Source organism: Pseudomonas sp. BJa5 (genome assembly GCF_030272875.2).
Taxonomy (GTDB): domain Bacteria; phylum Pseudomonadota; class Gammaproteobacteria; order Pseudomonadales; family Pseudomonadaceae; genus Aquipseudomonas.
Genome location: NZ_JALRNG020000010.1, coordinates 1 through 22375 on the forward strand (window position 1 = coordinate 1; position 22375 = coordinate 22375).

Annotated in this window: 24 protein-coding genes; 13 read left to right on the forward strand and 11 right to left on the reverse strand. The window is 64.8% G+C overall.

The genetic code is table 11. The features are described from left to right. The first annotated feature begins 237 nt into the window (after positions 1-237). From ctlX to M2D63_RS07880, 7 genes are all read left to right on the forward strand, one after another. A complete protein-coding gene (gene ctlX, locus M2D63_RS07850; protein WP_285862289.1) occupies positions 238-1155 on the forward strand; it encodes a citrulline utilization hydrolase CtlX in 918 nt (305 codons plus the stop codon). Between the two features lie 20 nt (positions 1156-1175). Further along, entirely contained in the window at positions 1176-2222 is a 1047-nt protein-coding gene (locus M2D63_RS07855) for an ornithine cyclodeaminase (RefSeq protein ID WP_285862290.1), read from the forward strand. Between the two features lie 247 nt (positions 2223-2469). After that, positions 2470-3249 carry an ABC transporter substrate-binding protein gene (locus M2D63_RS07860; RefSeq protein WP_285862291.1) on the forward strand — a complete coding sequence of 260 codons (780 nt, stop codon included), beginning with the start codon at positions 2470-2472 and terminating at the stop codon, positions 3247-3249. Positions 3250-3322: 73 nt separating this feature from the next. Beyond that, positions 3323-4048 carry an ABC transporter permease gene (locus M2D63_RS07865; protein ID WP_285862292.1) on the forward strand — a complete coding sequence of 242 codons (726 nt, stop codon included), beginning with the start codon at positions 3323-3325 and terminating at the stop codon, positions 4046-4048. Beyond that, positions 4045-4758 (forward strand): ABC transporter permease, encoded by a 714-nt coding sequence (locus M2D63_RS07870; RefSeq protein WP_285862293.1) that lies wholly within the window; start codon positions 4045-4047, stop codon positions 4756-4758. The genes M2D63_RS07865 and M2D63_RS07870 overlap by 4 nt, the downstream gene beginning before the upstream one ends. Before the next feature lie 3 nt (positions 4759-4761). Continuing rightward, positions 4762-5604 (forward strand): ABC transporter ATP-binding protein, encoded by an 843-nt coding sequence (locus M2D63_RS07875; protein ID WP_285862294.1) that lies wholly within the window; start codon positions 4762-4764, stop codon positions 5602-5604. A 12-nt stretch (positions 5605-5616) separates the two neighbouring features. Then, positions 5617-6111, forward strand: a complete 495-nt coding sequence (locus M2D63_RS07880) for an Lrp/AsnC family transcriptional regulator (protein ID WP_285862295.1) — start codon at positions 5617-5619, stop codon at positions 6109-6111. A gap of 15 nt (positions 6112-6126) precedes the next feature. Here the strand turns inward: M2D63_RS07880 and M2D63_RS07885 are convergent, their stop codons facing one another. From M2D63_RS07885 to M2D63_RS07925, 9 genes are all read right to left on the reverse strand, one after another. Continuing rightward, positions 6127-7176, reverse strand: a complete 1050-nt coding sequence (locus M2D63_RS07885; RefSeq protein ID WP_285862296.1) for an AI-2E family transporter — start codon at positions 7174-7176, stop codon at positions 6127-6129. Positions 7177-7187: 11 nt separating this feature from the next. Further along, a complete protein-coding gene (locus M2D63_RS07890; RefSeq protein ID WP_285862297.1) occupies positions 7188-7985 on the reverse strand; it encodes a DUF4892 domain-containing protein in 798 nt (265 codons plus the stop codon). Positions 7986-8100: 115 nt separating this feature from the next. Beyond that, complete coding sequence (locus M2D63_RS07895) at positions 8101-8955, reverse strand: alpha/beta hydrolase (protein ID WP_285862298.1); 855 nt, start codon at positions 8953-8955, stop codon at positions 8101-8103. Continuing rightward, a complete protein-coding gene (locus M2D63_RS07900; protein ID WP_285862299.1) occupies positions 8952-9746 on the reverse strand; it encodes an alpha/beta fold hydrolase in 795 nt (264 codons plus the stop codon). Before M2D63_RS07900 ends, M2D63_RS07895 begins: the two co-directional genes overlap by 4 nt. Positions 9747-9838: 92 nt before the next feature. Then, positions 9839-10186 carry a hypothetical protein gene (locus tag M2D63_RS07905; RefSeq protein ID WP_285862300.1) on the reverse strand — a complete coding sequence of 116 codons (348 nt, stop codon included), beginning with the start codon at positions 10184-10186 and terminating at the stop codon, positions 9839-9841. A gap of 93 nt (positions 10187-10279) precedes the next feature. After that, a complete protein-coding gene (locus tag M2D63_RS07910; RefSeq protein ID WP_285862301.1) occupies positions 10280-10723 on the reverse strand; it encodes a hotdog fold thioesterase in 444 nt (147 codons plus the stop codon). A 40-nt stretch (positions 10724-10763) separates the two neighbouring features. Next, positions 10764-11219, reverse strand: a complete 456-nt coding sequence (gene sixA, locus M2D63_RS07915) for a phosphohistidine phosphatase SixA (protein WP_285862302.1) — start codon at positions 11217-11219, stop codon at positions 10764-10766. Then, complete coding sequence (locus M2D63_RS07920) at positions 11216-11563, reverse strand: DUF4389 domain-containing protein (protein WP_285862303.1); 348 nt, start codon at positions 11561-11563, stop codon at positions 11216-11218. The genes sixA and M2D63_RS07920 overlap by 4 nt, the downstream gene beginning before the upstream one ends. Before the next feature lie 15 nt (positions 11564-11578). Beyond that, positions 11579-12604 (reverse strand): NAD(P)H-dependent glycerol-3-phosphate dehydrogenase, encoded by a 1026-nt coding sequence (locus tag M2D63_RS07925; RefSeq protein ID WP_285862304.1) that lies wholly within the window; start codon positions 12602-12604, stop codon positions 11579-11581. A 170-nt stretch (positions 12605-12774) separates the two neighbouring features. On the opposite strand from M2D63_RS07925, the gene M2D63_RS07930 reads away from it, so the two are divergent. The 5 genes from M2D63_RS07930 to fabB all read left to right on the forward strand — a co-directional run bounded on the left by M2D63_RS07930 (position 12775) and on the right by fabB (position 19666). Beyond that, positions 12775-14886 carry a TonB-dependent siderophore receptor gene (locus M2D63_RS07930; protein WP_285862305.1) on the forward strand — a complete coding sequence of 704 codons (2112 nt, stop codon included), beginning with the start codon at positions 12775-12777 and terminating at the stop codon, positions 14884-14886. Further along, a complete protein-coding gene (locus tag M2D63_RS07935) occupies positions 14886-15779 on the forward strand; it encodes an ABC transporter substrate-binding protein (protein WP_285862306.1) in 894 nt (297 codons plus the stop codon). The genes M2D63_RS07930 and M2D63_RS07935 overlap by 1 nt, the downstream gene beginning before the upstream one ends. Next, positions 15776-17707, forward strand: a complete 1932-nt coding sequence (locus M2D63_RS07940; protein WP_285862307.1) for an ATP-binding protein — start codon at positions 15776-15778, stop codon at positions 17705-17707. The genes M2D63_RS07935 and M2D63_RS07940 overlap by 4 nt, the downstream gene beginning before the upstream one ends. Positions 17708-17918: 211 nt before the next feature. Beyond that, the gene (gene fabA / locus M2D63_RS07945; RefSeq protein ID WP_285862308.1) at positions 17919-18434 is read left to right on the forward strand and encodes a 3-hydroxyacyl-[acyl-carrier-protein] dehydratase FabA; all 516 of its coding nucleotides are present in this window, start codon (positions 17919-17921) and stop codon (positions 18432-18434) included. An 11-nt stretch (positions 18435-18445) separates the two neighbouring features. Then, positions 18446-19666: a beta-ketoacyl-ACP synthase I gene (fabB, locus tag M2D63_RS07950; RefSeq protein WP_285862309.1), complete on the forward strand. Its 1221-nt coding sequence runs from the start codon at positions 18446-18448 to the stop codon at positions 19664-19666. Positions 19667-19811: 145 nt separating this feature from the next. Here fabB and M2D63_RS07955 read toward each other — a convergent pair whose 3' ends face one another. Both M2D63_RS07955 and M2D63_RS07960 read right to left on the reverse strand, forming a co-directional pair. Next, positions 19812-20276 (reverse strand): DUF3859 domain-containing protein, encoded by a 465-nt coding sequence (locus tag M2D63_RS07955; protein WP_285862310.1) that lies wholly within the window; start codon positions 20274-20276, stop codon positions 19812-19814. A 70-nt stretch (positions 20277-20346) separates the two neighbouring features. After that, positions 20347-21351 (reverse strand): amidohydrolase family protein, encoded by a 1005-nt coding sequence (locus M2D63_RS07960; protein WP_285862311.1) that lies wholly within the window; start codon positions 21349-21351, stop codon positions 20347-20349. A 115-nt stretch (positions 21352-21466) separates the two neighbouring features. On the opposite strand from M2D63_RS07960, the gene M2D63_RS07965 reads away from it, so the two are divergent. Next, the gene (locus M2D63_RS07965; RefSeq protein WP_285862312.1) at positions 21467-22327 is read left to right on the forward strand and encodes a pirin family protein; all 861 of its coding nucleotides are present in this window, start codon (positions 21467-21469) and stop codon (positions 22325-22327) included. The last annotated feature ends 48 nt before the right edge of the window (positions 22328-22375 follow it).

The following is a 22375-nucleotide window of genomic DNA, read 5'->3' on the forward strand; positions in this document are numbered from 1 at the left end:
GTACCCCCTTGTACCCGCGCTTGCGCTGCTTCTGAATCCGCCATCGCGGGCCACGCCCGCTCCTACTGTTGGTGGGGGCTTGCCCCGCGATACCAGCGCCACAAACACCAACAGCCGATTCCGCTGTCGAACCTCGCTTTTCAGCTTTCCCGGCTGAACGCCCACCCCGCTTCAGCCGGGATTTATCCGCCTTCGCATCGACAATAGTCACACCGCCAACCCCGGATGCGTGCCTCGATGCAAACAACAAATACAGTCTTGATGATCCGCCCGGCGCGGTTCGCCTTCAACCCGGACACTGCCCTGAACAACCGCTTCCAGAAGGCTCTGCTCGACCCCGAGCAGGCGCAACAGAAAGCGCTGGAAGAATTCGACGGTTATGTCGACACCCTGCGCCAGCATGGTGTCGAGGTGCTGGTGGTGCAGGACACCCCGGCGCCCCATACCCCCGACTCGATCTTCCCCAACAACTGGTGGAGCAGCCATGCCGACGGCAGCCTGGTGCTCTACCCGATGGAGGGCCAGAACCGCCGCCTGGAGCGCAGCAAAGGCGTGCTCAAGGTTCTGGAAGAACGCTTCGCCGTCCGTCAGACCATCGATCTGAGCCCGCTGGAACAGCAGAGTATGTACCTGGAAGGGACCGGCAGCATGGTCCTCGACCGTGAGCACCGGATCAGCTACGCCTGTCACTCCGGGCGCACTCACACCCAGGCCCTGCGCCAGTTTGCCGAACAGCTCGACTACCGCCTGTGTGTGTTCCACGCCCTGGACCGGCACCAGGCGCCGATCTATCACAGCAACGTGATGATGAGCGTCGGCCGCGGGCTGTCGCTGGTCTGCCTCGATGCCCTGCCCGACGCCGGCGAACGCCGCGACCTGGAGCATTCGCTGCGCGACACCGGCAAGGACATCCTGGCCCTGGACTTCGACCAGCTCGAAGGCTTCGCCGGCAACATGCTCGAGGTCCACGACAAGCAGGGCCAGGCGCTGCTGGTGATGTCGCGCAGCGCCTGGCGCGCCCTGTCCGCCGAGCAGCGCCGGCAGGTCGAGCGCCACAGTCACCCGGTGGTGGTGAACATCGACCATATCGAACGCATCGGTGGTGGCAGCGCCCGCTGCATGCTCGCCGAAGTGCACTTGCCTGTCCGTCACTGATTACAACAAAGGAGTTCATCATGACCCGCTACATCGACGTTACCGACCTCAGCCACCTGGTCGCGCGCAAAGGCCTGAGCACCTGCATCAGTGAGATGGCCGAGTACATCCGCGAGGACTACCTGCGCTGGCAGGACTTCGAGAAATGCGCGCGCCTGGCCAACCACTCGCCCGACGGCGTGATCGAGCTGATGCCGGTGTCGGACGCCAACCTGTATGCCTTCAAGTACGTCAACGGTCACCCGAAGAACACCAGGCGCGGCATGCTCACGGTCATGGCCTTCGGCGCCCTGGGTGATGTCGATACCGGCGCGCCGGTGCTGCTCAGCGAGATGACCCTGACCACCGCGATCCGTACGGCCGCCACCTCGGCCCTGGCCGCACGCTACCTGGCCCGCCCGGACAGCCGCCGCATGGCGCTGATCGGCAACGGCTCGCAAAGCGAATTCCAGGCCCTAGCCTTCCACGCCCTGCTGGGCATCGAAGAAATCAGCCTGTACGACCTGGACCCCGCGGCCAGCGCCAAGCTGGTGGCCAACCTCAGCGCCTTCCCGCAGCTGCGGGTCAGCGTCGCCGGCTCCGTGGCTGAAGCGGTGCGCGGCGCCGACATCGTCACCACGGTCACCGCCGACAAGGCCTACGCCACCATCCTCACCCCGGAAATGATCGAGCCGGGCATGCACCTCAACGCCGTCGGCGGCGACTGCCCGGGCAAGACCGAGCTGCACCGCGACATCGTCGAGCGCGCCCGGGTGATCGTCGAGTACGAACCGCAAAGCCGCATCGAAGGCGAGATCCAGCAAATGCCGGCCAACTCGCCGACCACCGAGTTCTGGCAAGTGGTCAATGGCCAGGTGCAAGGCCGCGAGAACGCCGGGCAAGTCACCCTGTTCGACTCGGTCGGTTTCGCCCTGGAAGACTACTCGGCCCTGCGCTACGTGCTGGATGTGGCCAAGGCCCTGGACATCGGCCATGACATTGCCCTGGTGCCCGAACTGGACAACCCCAAGGACCTGTTCGCCCTGCTGCGCCAGCCACTGGCCAGCGCCCAGAAAAAGCGCGCCTGAGTGACCCCGGATCCGCCGCGCCCGGGCGCGGCGGATCGGAAACCGCTGTGTGTCGAACCAAAACCGGAGATAGCGCAGCGGATTCCGCTGCAACCTATGACTTAACAGCAAAATCCGGCAGCCGACGCCGGCAGAAACGACAAAAAAAACTCGTCGCCATCGCGCATTCTGATCCCGACCAAAGAGTCATTAACGGACCTGTGCGCTCCACTGCCCTACATCAATCATAAAAATCAGGGATACCTCCATGACTTCACTGCGCAAGCTCCTCGGCGTATTGCTTCTTCCTCTGTGTGCAACCAGCGTCCAGGCCAAGGAATGGACCGAAATCCGTTTCGGTGTCTACCCCGAGTACCCCCCCTTCGAATCCGTGGCCGCCGATGGCAGCCTGCAAGGCTTCGACATCGAACTGGGCAACGCCATCTGCGCCAAGCTGCAGGTCAAGTGCACCTGGGTGCACAACGAATTCGACGGCATGATCCCGGCCCTGCGCGCCCGCAAGTTCGACGCCATCATGTCGTCCATGGCGGTGACCCCGGCGCGGCTCAAGCAGATCGATTTCAGCGCCCGGCTGTTCCTCAGCCCGACCTCGGTGATCGTGCGCAAGGGTGCCGATTTCGGTGACACCCCCGAATCGCTCAAGGGCAAGCAGGTCGGCGTGCTACAAGGCTCGCTGCAGGAAGCCTACGCCCGCGCCAAGCTGGCGCCGCTGGGGGCCCAGGTCAAGGCCTACCAGGCCCAGGACCAGAACTACGCCGACCTGATCAACGGCCGCCTGGACGCCACCCTGACCGACAAGCTCGAAGCCCAGCTCAACTTCCTCTCCCGCCCCGAAGGCGCCGACTTCCAGAGCGGACCGGCGATCAAGGACCCGAGCCTGCCGCTGGACATCGCCATGGGCCTGCGCAAGAACGACACCGAACTCAAGGCCCTGATCGACAAGGGTATCGCCATGGTCCACGCCGACGGCACCTTCGCCGCGATCCAGAAGAAATACGTCGGCGACCTGGATATCTACAACGATTGAACCCTCGACCACCGGCCAGGACTGACCTGGCCGGTGCCGTTGCTGATCTTGCGCCCCTGACGAGATTTCTCCCGTGAACAACTTCCTCCACGCTACCGGCTTGCATGCCTTGAGCCTGCAGGGCTTCGGCCCGCTGTTGCTGCAAGGCACCTGGATGACCCTCAAGCTTGCGCTGCTGTCACTGCTGCTGAGCCTGGCCCTGGGCCTGCTCGGCGCCAGCGCCAAACTGTCGCGCCTGCGCCTGTTGCGCGTGCCGGCCACCCTCTACACCACCCTGATCCGCAGCGTGCCCGACCTGGTGCTGATCCTGCTGATCTTCTACACCCTGCAACTGTGGCTCAACGACCTGACCGAGCTACTGGGCTGGGACTACTTCGAGATCGATCCCTTCACCGCCGGCGTCATCACCCTGGCCTTCATCTACGGCGCCTATTTCACCGAAAACTTTCGCGGGGCGATCCTCAGTGTCCCGGCCGGGCAACTGGAAGCGGCGACCGCCTATGGCCTGAGCCGCGTGCAGCGCTTTCGCCTGGTGCTGTTCCCGCAACTGATGCGCTTCGCCCTGCCGGGGCTGGGCAACAACTGGCTGGTGCTGCTCAAGTCCACTGCCCTGGTGTCGATCATCGGCCTGGCCGATCTGGTCAAGGCCGCGCAGAACGCCGGCAAGACCACCAACAACACCCTGTATTTCCTGATCATCGCCGGCCTGGTCTACCTGCTGATCACCACCTTGTCCAACCGCCTGTTCAAGCACCTTGAGCGGCGCTACAACACCGGCATCAAGGAGCTGGCACGATGATCGAGCTCATTCAGGAGTACGGCCTGGCCTACCTCTACCACGATGGCGCCGGGCTCTCGGGCCTGGCCATGACCTTGTGGCTGTTCATCGTCACCATGGTCCTGGGCTTTGTGTTGTCGCTGCCCCTGGCCCTGGCACGGGTGTCGCGCACCCTGTGGCTGCGCTGGCCGGTGGAGTTCTACACCTTCGTGTTTCGCGGCACGCCGCTGTATATCCAGTTGCTGATCTGCTACACCGGCCTGTATGGCCTGGAAGTGGTACGCGATCACGCCCTGCTCGACCAGTTCTTTCGCAACGCCCTGAACTGCACGCTGCTGGCCTTCGTGCTCAATACCTGCGCCTACACCGTGGAGATCTTCGCCGGGGCCATCCGCAATATCCCCCACGGCGAGATCGAGGCGGCCCAGGCCTATGGCCTGCACGGCTGGCGACTGAACCTGTTCGTGGTGCTGCCCGCCGCCCTGCGCCGTTCGCTGCCGGCCTACAGCAACGAACTGATCCTGATGCTGCATGCCACATCGCTGGCCTTTACCGCCACCATCGCCGACATCCTCAAGGTCGCCCGCGATGCCAACGCCGCCACCTTCCTGACCTTCCAGGCCTTCGGTGTCGCGGCCCTGCTGTACATGTTGCTGTCCTTTGCACTGGTCGGCGGTTTTCGCCTGGCCGAACGACGCTGGATGCGTTTCCTTGTCCCTGCCCGAGGCTAATCCATGACCACTTCCGCACACGCCTTGTCGACCGGCATCACCAGCCGTCCAGCAGTACGCCCGCACACCACAACCCTGGAGGCCACTGTCAAGCTGAGCGTCCAGGACCTGCATAAAAGCTACGGCGAGCACCAGGTGCTCAAGGGCGTTTCGCTCGATGCCCGCAAGGGCGACGTCATCAGCCTGATCGGCGCCAGCGGCTCGGGCAAGAGCACCATGCTGCGCTGCATCAACTTCCTCGAACAACCCGACGCGGGGGTCATCACCCTCGACAACCAGCGCATCGAAATGCGCCAGGGCCGCGCCGGCACCCGCGCCCCGCACCCGGCGCAACTGCAGAACCTGCGCACCCGCCTGGCCATGGTGTTCCAGCACTTCAACCTGTGGAGCCACATGACCGTGCTGGAGAACATCTGCCTGGCGCCCCGCCGCGTGCTGGGTGTCAGCGCCGAGCAAGCCCAGGCGCGGGCACGCAAGTACCTGGACAAGGTCGGCCTGCCGGCCCGGGCCGCCGACCAGTACCCGGCGTTCCTCTCCGGCGGCCAGCAACAGCGGGTGGCGATCGCCCGGGCCCTGGCCATGGAGCCGGAAATCATCCTGTTCGACGAGCCCACCTCGGCGCTGGATCCGGAGCTGGTCGGTGAAGTGTTGAAAGTGATACAGACGCTGGCCGAGGAAGGTCGTACCATGCTCATGGTCACGCACGAGATGGGCTTTGCCCGTCAAGTGTCCAGCCAGGTGCTGTTTCTGCATCAGGGCCGGGTCGAGGAACAAGGAAGCGCCGAGATACTTGACCGGCCGCAGAGCGAGCGCCTGCAGCAATTTCTTTCCAACCGTTTGAAGTGAAGCCGAACCTGCATGGATACCAAGGTCAACAGCCCGCACGCCGCACCACCCCTGGACCGGATCGATGAAGCGATCATCGACGTGCTGCGCCACAATGGGCGCATCACCTACGAGAAGCTTTCCTCACTGGTGCACCTCACCCCCCGCCCGTGCCTGGAACGGGTACGCAAGCTGGAACGGCGCGGGGTGATTCGTGGTTATGGCGCGATCATCGATGTGCAGATGGTCTCGCCGGGGTTGTCGCTGCTGGTGCTGGTGGCCTTGTCCAACCAGAGCGGGCGTGCCGCGCAGAAAGCCTTCGAGGCCTGCGTACGCGCCTGCCCGCAGGTCTTCGACTGCCAGCTGATCAGCGGCCATTTCGACTACAGCCTGCGCATGCGCTGTCGCGACATGGAGCACTACCGGGTGCTGACCGAGACCTGGATGAACAACGACGAGTTGCACATCGACAAGCTGGTGGCCCACCCGGAGCTGGCCGTGGTCAAGAACACCGCCCCGCAGCTCTGACCCTCAAGAACAGCCTCAGGCCTGCGGCGTAGCCTGCGGGCCGCGCGACCAGTCCAGCAACAGGCTATAGGCCACGGCCAGCAAGGTCGGGCCGATGAACAGGCCAATGAAGCCGAAGGCCAGCAGGCCGCCGAACACCCCTAGCAGGACGATCACCAGCGGCAGGTCGCCGCCCCGGCTGATCAGGTACGGCTTGAGCACGTTGTCCACGCCGCTGATGACGAAGGTGCCCCAGACTCCCAGGAACACCGCCATGCCGTACTCACCCTGCCACACCAGCCACGCAGTGGCCGGCACCCAGGCCAGCGGCGGGCCCATGGGGATCAGGCTGAGCATGAAGGTGACGATGGCCAGCACCAGCGCCCCCGGCACACCAGCGATCAGGAAGCCGATCAGCGCCAACACCGCTTGCGCCGCGGCCGTACCGATCACGCCGTTGACCACCCGCTGCACGGTGCCGGAGACCAGGCCCAGGTAATATTCGGCACGCTCGCCGACCAAGCGCTCCAGCAAACGCAGCACGAAGGCGGCCAGGCGCGGCCCGTCGCGGTAGAAGAAGAACACGAAGACCAGGCTCAGGGTCAGTTCGAGCACACCGCCACCGATCTGCGCGCTGCGTGCCAGCAGCCAGTTGCCGACCTGGCCCAGGTAGGGTTTGACCGTGGTCAGCAAGGCCGCACCCTGATGATCGAGGGTGTCCCACCAGCCCGCCAGGCGCGGGCCCACCAGCGGCACCCCGCCCAGCCAGGCCGGGGCATCCGGCAGGCCGTCGACCTGCACATCGCGCACGAAGGCGGTGGCATCGCGAACGTGATCGGCCAGGTTGAAACCCAGCCACACCAGCGGCAGGGCCACCAGCAGAATCCACAAGGTGGTCAACAGGCCGGCGGCGAGGGTCTCGCGGCCACCCAGCAGGCGGGTCAACAGGCGCATCAGCGGCCAGCTGGCAAAGGCCAGGATGGCGCCCCAGAGCAGCGCCGAGATGAACGGGGCCATCACCCACAGCCCGGCCCCGAGCAGGCCCAGGAGGATGATCTGTACCAGCAGGCGGTCATGATTGGGCATGCTGTTCTCGCTCAACGGATCAGTTCGACGTGGAAGCCGTCGGTCTTGGCATCACCCACTTCCAGCCGGGCGGTGCGCACCCCGGCATTGCCCAGTTGCTCGCGCCAGGCTTCGGCCTGGGCGCCACTGAGGCTGACCCGCAAGGTGCTGTCCAGGTTCAGGCTGCGTCCCAGCAGCGAGACCCAGGCCGCCTGCGGCTCGCCCGTCAGATCAGGGTAGTCGAGCTTGCCGGTGTCCCGCAGTTCGCGCAGCACGGTAGCCGGGGTCGGCAGCAATTCGCCCAGCGGCGCCTGGGCCACGAACTCCTCCACATGCAGGTAGGCGCGCTTGTTGCCGCGGGTGATGCTGTACAGGGCCACCAGGGTGTTGCTCTGCTCGGCCGAGCGGCGCAGGAGGATGAACGCCTGCTGGTCGTCCGATCCGCCCAGGCGGTTGTTCTTGAATACTTCGTTGGCCCACAGGCTGTTTTCGCCGCAATCGCGGGCCTGGCACCAGAACAGCGGGTAGCCGCCGTCTTTCTGCAGGGCCTCGCGGGCGCTGGTGAAGGCTTCGTTGGCACTACGTTCGCGCGGCAGCTCATAGGTTACCGAGCTGACCTGGCCACGGCTCTCGATCTTGCCTTCGGCGCGCAACTGGCCGCTGATCTTGCGCAGGGCGCCGAGCGGGTAGATCCGTTCCTGGTCGACCGCGCTGTTTTCGACGACCACCTTGGCATCGACAGGTACCGGCAAGCCGTCGGCCAGCGACGGGGTGCTCAGGCACAGGGCCAGGCCGGCCAGCGCCAGGTGCAGGGTACGCTCGATAGTCATCGGCAGACCACGCTGTACGACGCGCTACGGCGGGAATGGAGTGAAGCGGTGTCTTGCTTGTTCATGGTTGTCTCCCTGTTCAACCCGCCAAGCCTCGACAGTTGCCCGCCTCAAGTCAAGAAATGCCAAAGAAGCGATTGAAACAGTCTGCAACAAGGGTTGCGCCGGATTCATCGTTCAGGTGCAGGTGGTGGCCGCCGGGCAGTTGCTCATGCACAAAGGGTAGCTGCTCGAGCAACGCGCCGTGACGGGCCAGCATGCCGTCGGCGGCGACGATCAAGTGCGCAGGGCACGCGATGCGTTTGACGAAACTCAGCGCCTGGGCTTCGCTCAGGCGCGTGGGCGATGGCAGGGTCAGGCGGCTGTCGCTGCGCCAGGTGTAGCCACCCGGCACCGGCATCAGGCCGCGCTGGCCGAGCAACTCGGCGGCCTCGCGACTGACCGCCACCAGGCCCTTCATCCGCGCCTCCACGGCCCGCTCCTGGGTCGGGTGCACGGCCTTGCGCTTGCTGTCCAGGTTCAACTGCGCCTGCAGGGCCATGCCCATGCGTTCGGCGGCATCCTGCGGGCCGCTGGTGGGCGGGATCACCCCATCGATCAGGGCCAGGTGGGTCACCCGCTCGGGCAGTGCGCCGGCCAGTACCACCGAGATGATCGCCCCCAGCGAGTGACCGAGCAGGGCAAAGCGTGCCCAGCCCATTTGCTCGGCGACCCGCAACACGTCGTGGGCGTAGTCCCACAGCGCGTAGCCGGCACCGGGCGGACGGTGCTCGGAGTGGCCATGCCCGGCCAGGTCCAGGGCGAGGATGCGCAGGCCGCGCAGCTTCGGCGCCAGGCGGATGAAGCTGTTGGCGTTGTCCAGCCAGCCGTGCAGGGCGATCACCGGCAGCCCGTCGGCGGGCCCGAACAGGTGCGCAGCCAGTTCGATATGCCCCAGGTTCAGGCGAATCTCTTGAATTTCAGTGCTCATGCGGGCTCCTGCTGCCAGCGATCGAACAGGCCCTTGATCAGGCTCGCCGTGTCGACCGGCCGCTCCAGGGGGAACATATGGCTGCCGGGCACGCTATGGTACTCGCCCCGGGGCAGGCTGCGCACGGCCAGGGCATGATGGCGCCGGACCACGTCGCTGCGGCTGCCACGAACCATCGCCAACGGCACTTCCAGGCGTTTGGCCGGCGCCGGGCGGGTATGCGGCAGGTTGCGGTAGATGCTGATTTCGGTGGCCGGGTCGAAACGCAGGCGCACCCCCTCTTCACTGGGCTGCAGGCCGTGGTCGATGTAGGCGTCCAGGCACTCCGGATCGAAATGGCGGAACAGGGACTTGCCGGCGAAATAGGCCCGGGCACTGTCGCGGTCGGCAAAGGCTTCGCGCCGCCCCAGGGTACGTCCGGCCGGGGTGATGCGGTCGATGAAGCCCATGCGCTTGGCCGCCTGGATCAGCCACTGGTCGACGCGGGTGAGCACCGGCGAGTCGAGCATCACCACCCCGCGGTAGAACTCGGGATGACGCAGCGCCGCATGCAGGTGCAGCAGGCCGCCCAGGGAGTGTCCGACACCCCAGACCGGGCCGGGTTGCGCGTGCAGGTGATGGATCAGCTCATCGACCAGGTTCTGCCAGTTGTCGTTGACCGGAAAGCGCGGGTCATGGCCGTGCTGCGGCAAGTGCGTCACCTGGTAGTCAGGTGCCAGCGCCGTGAAGAGCTTGCCATAGGTGCCCGAAGGAAAGCCGTTGGCATGGGCGAAGAAGATGCGCTGCGACATGGCCGCCTGTCCGTGGGAGAGTGTCGGTCCATTGTCTGCAAGCAGGTCACGGCCGGCAATGTCCGGAAAAGCCATCGGCGAGGGCAATCAGGTCAATACTCGCCGAAACTGACCATGGAACGGCGCAGGCACGCCTGGATATACGCCAGTTGCTGCTCCAGGGCTTCCCGGGCACGGCGCTTGTCTTCGCGGTCCATGTCGAGCCGGCGCAGGGCCAGGCAACTGGTCTGCAGCAAATGCGCCATGCGGATACCGGCCTGGCGCAGCTGCTCCAGTTCCTGCGGCTCGTCGAACTTGCGCAGCAGGTAGTCGAGCTTGGCCGCGGCGCTGTCCTGCAGCAGGCGGTATTCGGCGAAATCCAGGACCTGGTCGCTATGCACCTTGTCCAGCATCGGTTGCAGGTTGGCGGAGTACGCCAGTTGCAGATGACTGTTGCTCATTCCCTGATCCCCAGGGGCACCCTGCCCCACGACTTGAGGCGAACGCTAGCAAGCCTGCGCAGCTGTGGACAACTGACAAAAATACCAGCTCGATCAGCGCGCTGGAGGTTCTTCACCCAAGGCGATCACCGCGATGGTCAGGCGCGAGATGCAACTGGCCTTGCCCTGGTCGCTGCGCAGGCGGATATCCCAGACATGGGTGCTGCGACCGATATGCACCGGGTGGGCCGTGGCCGTCACCCGGCCGCTGCGAAGTCCGCGCAGGTGATTGGCATTGATCTCAAGGCCGACGCAGTAGTACTTGCGCGGATCGATACACAGGTAGCTGGCCATGGAACCGACGGTTTCGGCCAGCACTACCGAGGCCCCGCCATGCAGCAGACCGAACGGCTGATGGGTGCGGTGGTCGACCACCATGCTGGCGCTCAGCGAGTTGTCGGTGAACGACTCGAAGCGGATATCCAGCACTTCACCGATGGTGTTCTTGTTCAAGGCGTTGAGCTGCTCGAGAACAGGTTGGGTGTGCCACAGGCTCATCGGTCGCTCCTCTTCTGCAAGGGGGCTCAGCCCCGGCCACTCACGGGTGGGACAGGCTGTTCAAGGTCATCAACCCGGCCAACGGCCAATCGCCTTCCAGCTCGGCCAGGCTGGCGGTGCTCATGGGCGGCTGGTCCCGATAATTGCCGTGCAGCAGCAGCCCCACCAGGGCACTGACCAGCGGCTGGTGGCTTACCACCAGCACCTGGTCCAGGCCCAGCTTGTCCAGTTCACCGATCACCTTTTGCGGGTCGGTGTCGGGCGTTAGCCAGGGCACGGTCTGCACCGGCTTGTCGAACCCCAGCGCCTCGTGCACCAGCGCTGCGGTCTGCTGGGCACGCACATAGGGGCTGGCAAGGATCACCTGTGGCGGCTGACCGAGCAACAGCGCGGCACTGTGCAACACCTGCTCGCGCCCGTGCGCGGTCAGGTTGCGCTCGGCATCCGTGCGGGCTTGCGGCTCGGCTTGGCCATGGCGCAGCACCCAGAGCTTCACAGCTTGGGCTCCTCGTCACGCACCGGGTGCGGCGCCGCCGGCACGCTGTGGGGCGCTTCGCCTTCCGGTGCACGGGGGGTTGGCCAGTCGGCGAACGGCCAGGGCTTCTGGTCGCTGTGGAAGCTGCCGAAGCGGCCGATCTGAGCCAGGAACTGGCTGAGGCTGTCGCCGAAGTTCATCAGGCTGGCGCTCGGCGCGCCATAGACCAGGCGATAAATCAGCTGTACCAGTATCAGGCCGCCCAGCAACAGCTCGGCCAGTTGCCAGACCACCAGGAACACCAGCATCCACAGCACGCGCAGGATGATGGATTCGCGCTGGGCCTGGTTCGGGGATTCGTTCATGTCTTGCTCCTGTACTCAGTTGAAACCGCTGGTGGAGATGAAATCGACGTCGGTCTTCGGTTCGGCGCGCATCAACAGTTCGATCACCTGGGTCAGGGTCCGGCCTTCGAACAGGATCGCGTGCAGGCCGGCCACCAACGGCATGTAGACCTGGACTTCCTGGGCCTTGACCTTGAGCACCTTGAGGGTGTTGACGCCTTCGGCGACTTCGCCCAGGCGATTGACCGCCTCATCCAGGCTCAGGCCCTGGCCCAGGGCATGACCGACCTGGTAATTGCGGCTCTTGGGCGACGAGCAGGTGACGATCAGGTCGCCGACCCCGGCCAGGCCCAGGAAGGTCATGGGGTTGGCCCCCTGGCTCACGGCAAAGCGGGTCATCTCCGCCAACGCCCGGGTGATCAGCATGCTCTTGGTGTTCTCGCCCATGCCCAGGGCGACCGCCATGCCGGCGATGATTGCGTAGACGTTCTTCAGCGCCCCGCCCAGTTCGACACCGAAACGGTCGCTGCTGGCATAGACGCGAAAGGTGCGCCCGTGCAGCACCGCCTGCACGCGCTGGCAGAGGGCTTCGTCTTCACTGGCGACCACGGTGGCGGTCAGGGCGTGCTCGGCCACTTCGCGGGCCAGGTTCGGCCCGGACAGCACGCCGATGCGCGCCTCTGGGGCGATTTCTTCGAGAATCTGGCTCATCAGCTTGAAGCTTTGCGCCTCGATGCCCTTGGTCAGGCTGACCAGCATCTTGCCGCGCAACAGTTGCGCGTGCGGCGCCAGTACGCTGCGCAGGGCACTGGATGGCAGGGCGACGAAGATCAGCTCAGCGTCGCCGAGGGTCGCCAGCAGGTCATTGACCGGCTCGACCCGTGGATGGATCTTCACCCCTTTGAGGTAACGCGGATTTTCCCGGTTATCGCGCATGGCCCGGGCCTGCTCGGGATCGCGCATCCACTGGCGTACCCCGAATCCGTTTTCCGCCAGCAGATTCGCCACGGCGGTGCCGAAACTCCCGCCTCCAAGCACTGCAACAGGCTGCTGTTCAGTCATATCCAATCCGTTAAAACCAAAAAAGTGGCGACTCCCGCATTATACGGAGCGGCCGTGCCAGAGCTAGCGCCAGATGTGCGATTTGACCACGGCATTGGCCCGCCCACGACTGAAAAATGCTGGCCACTCGGTTAACATGCCCGGTTTGAACCAGCAACCAAGGCCGCACCGTGCCCTCCGGCTCTCCCGCTTCTCGCCCTCTGATCCTGCTGACCGCCCTGCTGAGCGGACCCACGGCGGCCGACGACCTGTTCGTCGATAGCCAGGCCGTGCCACAGGTGCTGACCGCGACCCGGCTCAAACAGTCGCCGGCGGCCGTGCCCGGCAGCATGACCGTGCTCGACAACGAGCTGATTCACGCCAGTGGCGCGCGCGACATTCCCGAATTGCTGCGCCTGGTCCCGGGCATGATGATCGGCTACGGCGCCGCCAACCAGCCCACGGTCAATTACCATGGCAGCAACGTCAACTTCGCCCGGCGCATGCAGGTCCTGATCGACGGCCGTTCGGTGTACCGCGCAGGCCTGGCCACGGTGGACTGGAGCGACATTCCGCTGGCCATGGAAGACATCGAGCGCATCGAGGTCTTTCGCGGCCCCAATACCGTCAGCTATGGCGCCAACGCGCTGATGGCGGTGGTCAACATCCTCACCCGCAAGCCGGCCGACAGCCATGGCACGCGCCTGAAAGTCACCCGCGGCCAGCGCGGCATCGACGATTGGTACGCAAGCCAGGGCAGCGGCTGGGACGGTGGCGACCTGCGCCTGTCGCTCTCCGGCATGCAGGACGACGGCTTCGATGAACACGCCAACGGCCAGGACTACCGCGACAGCCGCCGGCTCAATCGCCTGAACATCAGCGCCAGCCATACCCTGGCGAACGACCAGAGCCTGGATTGGCAGTTCGCCGCCAAAGAAGGCAGCAACCAGCGCCCCTACACCTATAAGCCGGTGTTCTATGGCGTCACCGCCAATGGCGACAACTCCGATGTCAACGCCAAGGACTATGCAGGCTCGGTGCGCTGGAACCTCGACCTGAGCCCCGAGCACAGCCTCTATGTGCAGGGTTCGGCCCAACAGTGGGACCGCCAGCAGGTCTGGCGCGCCTGTGATGCCGCGCTGTCGTTCAGCCCGGAGCTGACCCGCCTCTGGCAGCTGGACCCCAACTTTACCGAGCAAGTGGCGCGCAACATCCTCGCCCCCCTGCCCGCCAGCGCCGGTGAACGCCAGGCACTCGCCGCCCAGGTCAAGCAGCAGTGGCGCCTGGGCGGTTCCAGCCAGGTCTGTGGCGACATCGACCAGAGCACCCGGGAAACCCGCTACGACCTGGAGCTGCAGGACACCCTGAGCCTGTCCGACAGCCTGCGCCTGGTCAGCGGCGCCAATTACCGCTACGACCGCGCCGATTCGCAGACCTACTTCAACGGCAGCGTGGATGACACTACCTGGCGCCTGTTCGGCCACCTGGAGTGGCGTGCCGACGAACACTGGATCCTCCAGGGCGGTGCGATGTACGAGAACGCCCAGCTCTCCGGCAGCTCGCTGACCCCGCGCCTGGCGGTCAACTACCTGATCACCCCGCGCCACGGTTTGCGCGCGGTGTATTCCGAAGCTGTGCGTTCGCCCGACATGTTCGAGAACAACGTCAACTGGAGCTACCGGGTCAACAATCTGCAGCCTGCGGCCTTCGGCCAGCGCAGCGCTCAGTACTTCGTCAAGACCCGCGGCCCCGGCGATCTCGAACAGGAACGCATGCGCTCGCGGGAACTGGGCTATAACGGTTACTTCGCAGGCGCGGACCTGAGTATCGACCTCAAGCTGTTCTACGACGAAATCACCGGCATGATCAGCGAGCCCTTGCGCAACAACCAGTACATCGCCAGCAACAGCAACAAGGCCCGCTTCAGTGGCAGCGAGGCCCAGCTGGACTGGCAACTGAACCCGGCCGACCGCCTGCGCCTGACCTATGCGTACGTCGACGCCTGGGCCAGCAATCCCGCCGACAGCGACCTGAGTGCCAGCAACAGTGGTTCGGCCGGCTGGTTGCGCGACTGGGGCCAGGGCTGGTCCAGCGCCCTGTTCTACTATGGTGACGATGCACTGAACCAGTACCGTTTCGAACGCGTGGACCTGCGCGTGGCCAAGCGCCTGCGCTGGCAGCGCACCCAACTGGAACTGGCGGGCATGCTGCAACAGCGCCTGGACGACGAACCCACCACCCATGACGACAACCGTTATGACAGCCGCCATGTCCTGTATTTCAGTGCGGAGCTGACGTTCTGATGCGCACACTGCGGCGCTGGCTGCTGCTGGCCTGTCTCTGGCCCCTGGGCGTGTTGTCGGCGAGCGAAATCCTCCTCACCGGCAACCAGGACAGCCCTGGCGTCGAGCATTTCGTCCAGGCCTTGCGTGAGCGCCGCCCGGCCGACACGGTGCGTTTCGTACCGGTGGACGAGCTGCCCCGCCCCGCCAGGCTGAGCCCGAACATCCGCCTGATCCTGCTCGACAGCGCCAGCCTGGAGTGGCGCCTGGGTGAAACCGCCGGGCCACCGGCGCTGGCCTTGCGCGTCAGCCGGGTCCAGGCCGAAAAGCGCCTGGGCAGCCTGCGCCCGACCTACCTGTGCCTGTTATGGAGCGATCCGCCGCTGGACCGCCAGTTGCGCCTGGCCCGCTACCTGCTGCCCCAGGCCCGGCGCGTCGGCGTGCTCTATGCCCAGCACAGCCAGTTCCTGGTCGAGGAACTGCGTCGCGCCGCCAGGCCCCTGGGCCTTGAGATCGTCGCCGAAGCCTGGCCGGACCCACGCGACAGCCGCCCGTTGCAAACCCTGCTGCAACACAGCGACGTGCTGCTGGGCATCGACGATCCCCAGCTGTACAACTCCAAGACCGCCAAGAACCTGTTGCTCAGCAGCTACGCCCGGCAGATGGCCTTGATCGGTCCGAATGCCGGGTTTGTCAGGGCTGGCGCCCTGGCCAGCACCCTGAGCGACCAGAACGACTGGCTGGCGGTGCTCGACCGCCTGCTCGACCAACCGCCAGGCCGTTGGCCGCGGACCCTCTACCCGGATCATTTCAGTGTCGTCGGCAACCAGCAGGTTGCCCGCGCCCTGGGCATCGAAGCCATCGACCCCGAGCGTGCCGCGTTGGCGCTGGCTGAAGGAGAACGCAGACCATGAGGCGTCGTCTGAGCTGGGACATCCACACCCGCACACAGATCATCAGCCTGGGCCCTGCCCTGCTGCTGACCCTGCTGCTGATCAGCTTCTTTACCTTCGTACGGATCCAGGACCTGCGCCAGGAGCTCAATCACACCGGCCAGTTGATCGCCAACCAGTTGGCCCCGGCCTCCGAATACGGGGTGATCGCCGGCAACGACGAAGTGCTGGAAAGCCTGATGCGCGCCACCCTGAGCATTCCCCATGTGCGCTTCCTGGAGGTGCAGGACAGCAGCAACCATATTCTGGTGTACGTCGAGCAACCCGATGAGCACACCCATCGCGCGCAGCAGGTCGAGGTCTTCCAGGCGCCCATCCGCCTGCAGCAGATCCGCCTGGACAACGACTTCCTGCACAACGGCGGACAACCTCCGAAGAATATCGGTGACGACTACCTGGGCCGGGTCATCGTCGGCATGTCCAACGACGCGTTCAGCGAGCGCCAGCAAGAAATCATGATCAAGGCCGCGATCCTGGCCTTGTTCGCCCTGCTGTTCACCTTCCTCCTGGCCCGGCGCCTGGCAAAAAGCCTGGCCCAGCCGATCAGCGACATGGGCCATGCGGTCGAGGCCATCCAGCAGGGTCAATACAACGCCCCGTTGCCAGTGGTCGACGACAGCGAACTGGGCCACCTGGCCCGGCACATCAACAACCTGGCCAGCGCCCTGGGCCAGGCCAGCCATGAGCAGCAGCAAGCCATGTCGCAGCTGATCCAGGCCCGTGAAGAGGCCGAGCAGGCGAACAAGGCCAAGTCCGACTTCCTGGCCATGATGAGCCATGAGCTGCGCACCCCCATGAACGGCGTGATGGGCATGCTGCAACTGCTGGAAACCACCTCCTTGAGCGAAGAGCAGGCCGAGTACACCGCCGTGGCCAGTGAATCGACCGGGCACCTGCTCAAGGTGATCAACGACATCCTCGACTTCTCGCGGATCGAGCGCACCCATCTGGAACTGGAACAGATCGACTTCAACCTGGCAGAACTGATCGGCAGCAGCGTGCAGTCCTTCCAGCACCTGGCGGTGCAGCGCGGCCTGGACCTGCAGTTGCAGCTGCCTGCGGGCATGGCGCAACTGCAGGTGACGGGCGACCCGACGCGGATCCGCCAGATCCTGCTCAACCTGATCGGCAACGCCCTGAAGTTCACCGAACGCGGCAGCGTGCGCATCGAACCGCGCTGGCAGGCGCTCGATGCACAACTGATCTGGTTTACCTGCGCGGTGCAGGACACCGGCATCGGCATCGACAACGCCCACCTGGAGATGATGTTCGTCGCCTTCCAGCAGGCCGACAGCTCGATTTCCCGGCGCTACGGCGGCACGGGCCTGGGGCTGTCGATTGCCCGCACCCTGGCCGAACGGATGGGCGGCACCCTGCGAGCCGAAAGTCGCGAGGGCCTGGGCTCGACTTTCACCCTGGAAATGCCGCTGGCCCTGTCGACGGCTCAGGCGCCGCACCTGCCGAGCCCGGCAAAGACTGGCGCAGGCGAAGCCGAAGGCCTGGGCCGGCGAGTCCTCTTGGTGGAGGACAACCCGGTGAACCAGACAGTGATCGAAGCCATGCTGCGCAGCCTGGGGTTTGAGGTGTTTACGGCCGTGGACGGCGCCCAGGCGGTGGCCCAGGTCGCCCGCCAGCGCTTTGCCGCGATCCTGATGGACTGCCGCCTGCCGATCATCGACGGTTACGAGGCCACCCGGCGCATCCGCCAGCTGCCCCTGGCCTCCGCCACCCCCATCATCGCCCTGACCGCCAACGCCTTGCAGGGTGACCGCGAGCGCTGCCTGGGCGTCGGGATGAACGATTACCTGGCAAAGCCGTTCAAACGTACTGACCTGCAGCAGATTCTGCAGCGATGGCTGCCCGATCAGTCAGCTGCGACTGGCGATTAATCTGAAATTGCGGCAGTCTTATGGACTGGACAGGTCCCTTGAAAGACCTGAAAATAAAATTTCAGTGCACAAGTGTACTTCTTTGCCCCGTGCGCTGTGACTTTCACTACAACGCAATAGTCTATGTGTAGGCTACCGCCCCAAGCACAAGGGTCTTGGGTCGGCCGGGAAGATTTGCCCCCTGCCGCACGGGGACTATTGAGGAGCTCGCATGACCAAACAAAACGCCTTTACTCGGGAAGACCTGCTGCGCTGCAGTCGCGGTGAGCTGTTCGGCCCAGGTAACGCGCAATTGCCCGCCCCGAACATGCTGATGGTGGATCGCATCACCCACATCAGCCAGGAAGGCGGCAAGTACGGCAAAGGTGAATTGGTCGCCGAGCTGGATATCAATCCGGACCTGTGGTTCTTCGCCTGCCACTTCGAAGGCGATCCGGTGATGCCGGGCTGCCTGGGCCTCGACGCCATGTGGCAGCTGGTCGGCTTTTTCCTTGGCTGGCAGGGTCTGCCAGGCCGTGGCCGCGCCCTGGGTTCGGGCGAAGTGAAGTTTTTTGGCCAGGTGCTGCCAGAAGCGAAGAAAGTCACCTACAACATTCATATCAAGCGCGTCCTCAAAGGCAAACTGAACATGGCCATTGCCGATGGTTCGGTCAGCGTCGACGGTCGCGAGATCTACACCGCCGACGGTCTGCGTGTCGGCGTGTTCACCTCCACTGACAATTTCTAAGGGTTATTCGCATGCGCCGCGTCGTAATCACAGGTCTGGGCATCGTTTCTTGCCTGGGCAATGACAAAGAGACCGTCACCGAAAACCTGCGTAAAAGCCGTCCGGGCATCCGTTTCAACCCGGAATACAAGGAAATGGGGCTGCGCAGCCAGGTTTCCGGTTCCATCGACCTGAACCTCGAAGAACTGATCGACCGCAAGGTCTACCGCTTCGTCGGTCACGCCGCCGCCTACGCCTACCTGGCGATGCAGGATGCGATCAAGGACTCGGGCCTGACCGAAGAGCAGGTATCCAACCCGCGCACCGGCCTGGTTGCCGGCTCCGGCGGCGCTTCGACCCTGAACCAGATGGAAGCGCTGGACACCCTGCGCGAAAAAGGCGTCAAGCGCGTCGGTCCGTACCGTGTTACCCGCACCATGGGCAGCACCGTTTCGGCGTGCCTGGCCACCCCGTTCAAGATCAAGGGCATCAACTACTCGATCTCCTCGGCCTGCGCCACCTCCGCACACTGCATCGGCACCGCCATGGAGCAGATCCAGTGGGGCAAGCAGGACATCGTCTTCGCCGGCGGCGGTGAAGAAGAGCACTGGAGCCAGTCGTTCCTGTTCGACGCCATGGGCGCCCTGTCGACCAAGCGCAACGAAACCCCGGAACTGGCCTCGCGCGCCTACGATGCCGACCGTGATGGCTTCGTCATCGCTGGCGGTGGCGGCATGGTAGTGGTTGAGGAACTGGAACACGCCCTGGCCCGCGGCGCGAAAATCTACGCCGAAATCGTCGGCTACGGCGCGACCTCCGACGGCTACGACATGGTGGCCCCGAGCGGCGAAGGCGCAATCCGCTGCATGCAGCAGGCGCTGTCCACCGTCGACACCCCGATCGACTACCTGAACACCCACGGCACCTCGACCCCGGTCGGCGACGTCGCGGAAATGAAAGGTGTGCGTGAAGTGTTCGGCGACAAGGCCCCGGCCATCAGCTCGACCAAGAGCCTGTCCGGTCACTCCCTGGGCGCCGCAGGCGTTCATGAAGCGATCTACTGCCTGCTGATGATGGAAGGCGGCTTCATCGCCGGCTCCGCCAACATCGACGAGCTGGATCCGGAAGTGGCCGACCTGCCGGTCGTGCGCGAAACCCGCGAAAACGCCAAGATCGACACCGTGATGAGCAACAGCTTCGGTTTCGGCGGCACCAACGCCACCCTGGTGCTCAAGCGCTGGGAAGGCAAGTAAGGGCTCGCCCCCTTATGATGAAACGCCCCGACTCGTCGGGGCGTTTTTGTTTATGATCGCGGGGCAAGCCCGCTCCCACCGGGTAGGCCTCACACTGCCACCCGGTGGGAGCGGGCTTGCCCCGCGATTCCTCGTGCCCGCCTGTTCAACGCACGATAAAGCGTTGCTCGGCGAGCAGGCGGTCACCCTGGAACACCATGAAATGCCATTGCCCCGGCACCACCTCATGGTTTTCGCTGAACTCGTAGGCCATCACATCCTGGCTGGCGCCGGGCACCAGTTTCTGCACCACTTCGAACTTGTCATGACGCTTGCCATCGGGGGTGCGCACACCCGGGGTGAGGTACAACAGGGTCAGCGGCGTGTCATCGGCGACCTTGCCTTGCAGGCGATAGCGCATACCGAACTTGGCACCCAGGCGCGCCGGGATCTCGTCGGTCTGCTGGAGGGTCTGGTTGCTTTGGGTCAGCACCCGCTCGCCCGGCTGGAAGTTCTGGTGACGGGTTTCGAACAGGCCGTACTCGATCGGGCCTTCGACGCGGACTTCGGCACTGGCCAGGCCACTGACCAGCATGAGCCCGCACACAGCACTGAAACGACTGGAAAACATGGTGCACTCCATCAAGGTTGATGGCGGCAGGCTATGACGCTCGCATGACAGGCTGATGACAGCTTGGCAACTATCGCGGCCTTGGCAGCACGGCCAGGAAGTTGTCCCGGGCGACCTTGCGCGCCACGTCCTCGGGCAAGGCATCGAGGAAAGGCTCGAACGCATGCATCTGCTCACCCAGGCTGGCAAAACGCCCCACCACGTCGGAACCGAGCATGAAGCGTTCTGGGAAGCGTTTGACCAGCTCGACCCACTGCCCCCTGGGCTTGCCCTGTTCGTCCAGCAGATAGGGCTGCAGGACGCTCCAGGACAGGTCGATATACAGGTTGGGATAGTCCTCGAGCATCCGCGTCAGGGTCGGCAGGAGAAAATCCAGCTGCGTCTGGTGGCGATGGATCTCCAGGCTGGTGCCGGCATGGGCCCAGATGAAACGGGTATGCGGGTGGTTGCGCAGCGGCTCTTCGATTTCCGCCAGGTACAACGGATTGCGTTCGCGCTTGGAGGTGATGTTGGAATGGATCAGCACCGGCAGATCCTGCTCGGCGGCCAGGTGATAGATGCGGGTCATGGCCTCGTTGTTGGCCCGCGGCGTATCGCCGGTGGTCAGGGCAGTGAGATCGTCATGGCGGGTGAAGACTTCGCCAATGCCTTGCCAGAGACCCGGGTACAACGCCAGCATGCGCTCGATGTGCGCCACGGCGTTCTTGTCCACCGGGTTGAAGCCGGCCAGAAACGGATGAAAGCGCTGGCGCTGTGCGGGTTCGAGTTTTTCCAGCGCGGCCGCGACGTAGAGATCGGTGGCACTGTACCAGTAGGCATCGGCGTCGTCGCCAGCGTAATAGCGCGGCCGCTTGGGTTCGTCTTCATGCCATTTTTTCGCCACCGGGATGCCGGCGATCATCGATTGATCGACACGCGCCTCATCCATGGCCTTGAGCAGCGCCGCCATGCCCTCGCTTTCCTGGAAGAAGTCCACGTAGTGCAGGTGCGCATCGCTGTAGCGGTAGTCGCGCGCCTGCACGCCTTGCAGGCTCAATCCCAACAGCAGTATCCAGGCCAGGCCCCTGATGAACATCGCACATTCCTTCCAGTCGTCTCAGACAGGGTAGACCGGCGCGCTGGCGGCACAGTTCAGCCAGTGTCTGTTACAGGGTATGCTCACGCCGTCCATTCCCGGCCTGGAGCCCACCGTGAGCAATCCCCTGGTCATCCGCCCTCGCACCGAAGCCGTCGAGGGCCAGCCGATCCTGCGTCCGCTGCCCTCGGCGCAATCGCGTAGCGTCGGGCCCTTCGTGTTCTTCGATCATATGCTCGCAACCGACTATGCCCCGGGTATCGGCATGAACATCCGCCAGCACCCGCATATCGGCCTGTCTACCCTCACCTACCTGTTCGAAGGTGAACTGCAGCACAAGGACAGCCTGGGCTCGGACCAGCGAGTCCTGCCTGGTGATGTGAGTTGGATGACCGCCGGCCGTGGCGTTGCCCATGTCGAGCGCACCCCTGCCGACCTGCTGGCGCGCGGCTCGCGGCTGCATGGGCTGCAGGTGTGGCTGGCCTCACCCAAGGCAGCCGAGCAAGGTGACGGGCGTTACAGCCATCATCCTGCGGCCAGCCTGCCGAGCAGCGACAACCTGGGCGTGAACATCCGCATGATCGCCGGTAGCGGCTTCTGCCTGGAGTCGCCGGTGCCGGTGCTCTCACCGACGCTCTATGCGCTGGTACACATGCAGGCGGCCACCACCCTGAACATCCCCACCGAACATGCCGAGCGCGCGCTCTATGTGCTGGAGGGTGAGGTGAGCCTGAACGACGAAGCCGTCGAGCCATGCAGCCTGGTGGTGCTGCCGCAGGCTGAGGAAATGAGCCTGTACGCCGAGGGCGAATGCCTGCTGGTACTGTTCGGCGGGGCGCCGCTGGATGGGCCGCGGCGGATGAACTGGAACTTCGTCGCCAGTGACCCGGCACTGATCGACCAGGCCCGGGCGCGCTGGGCGGCCGGAGACTGGCCGACGGTGCCGGGGGAAACCGAGCGGATCGAGTTGCCTTGAGGTGCTGATCGCGGGGCAAGCCCGCTCCTACAGCGATCCGTAGGAGCG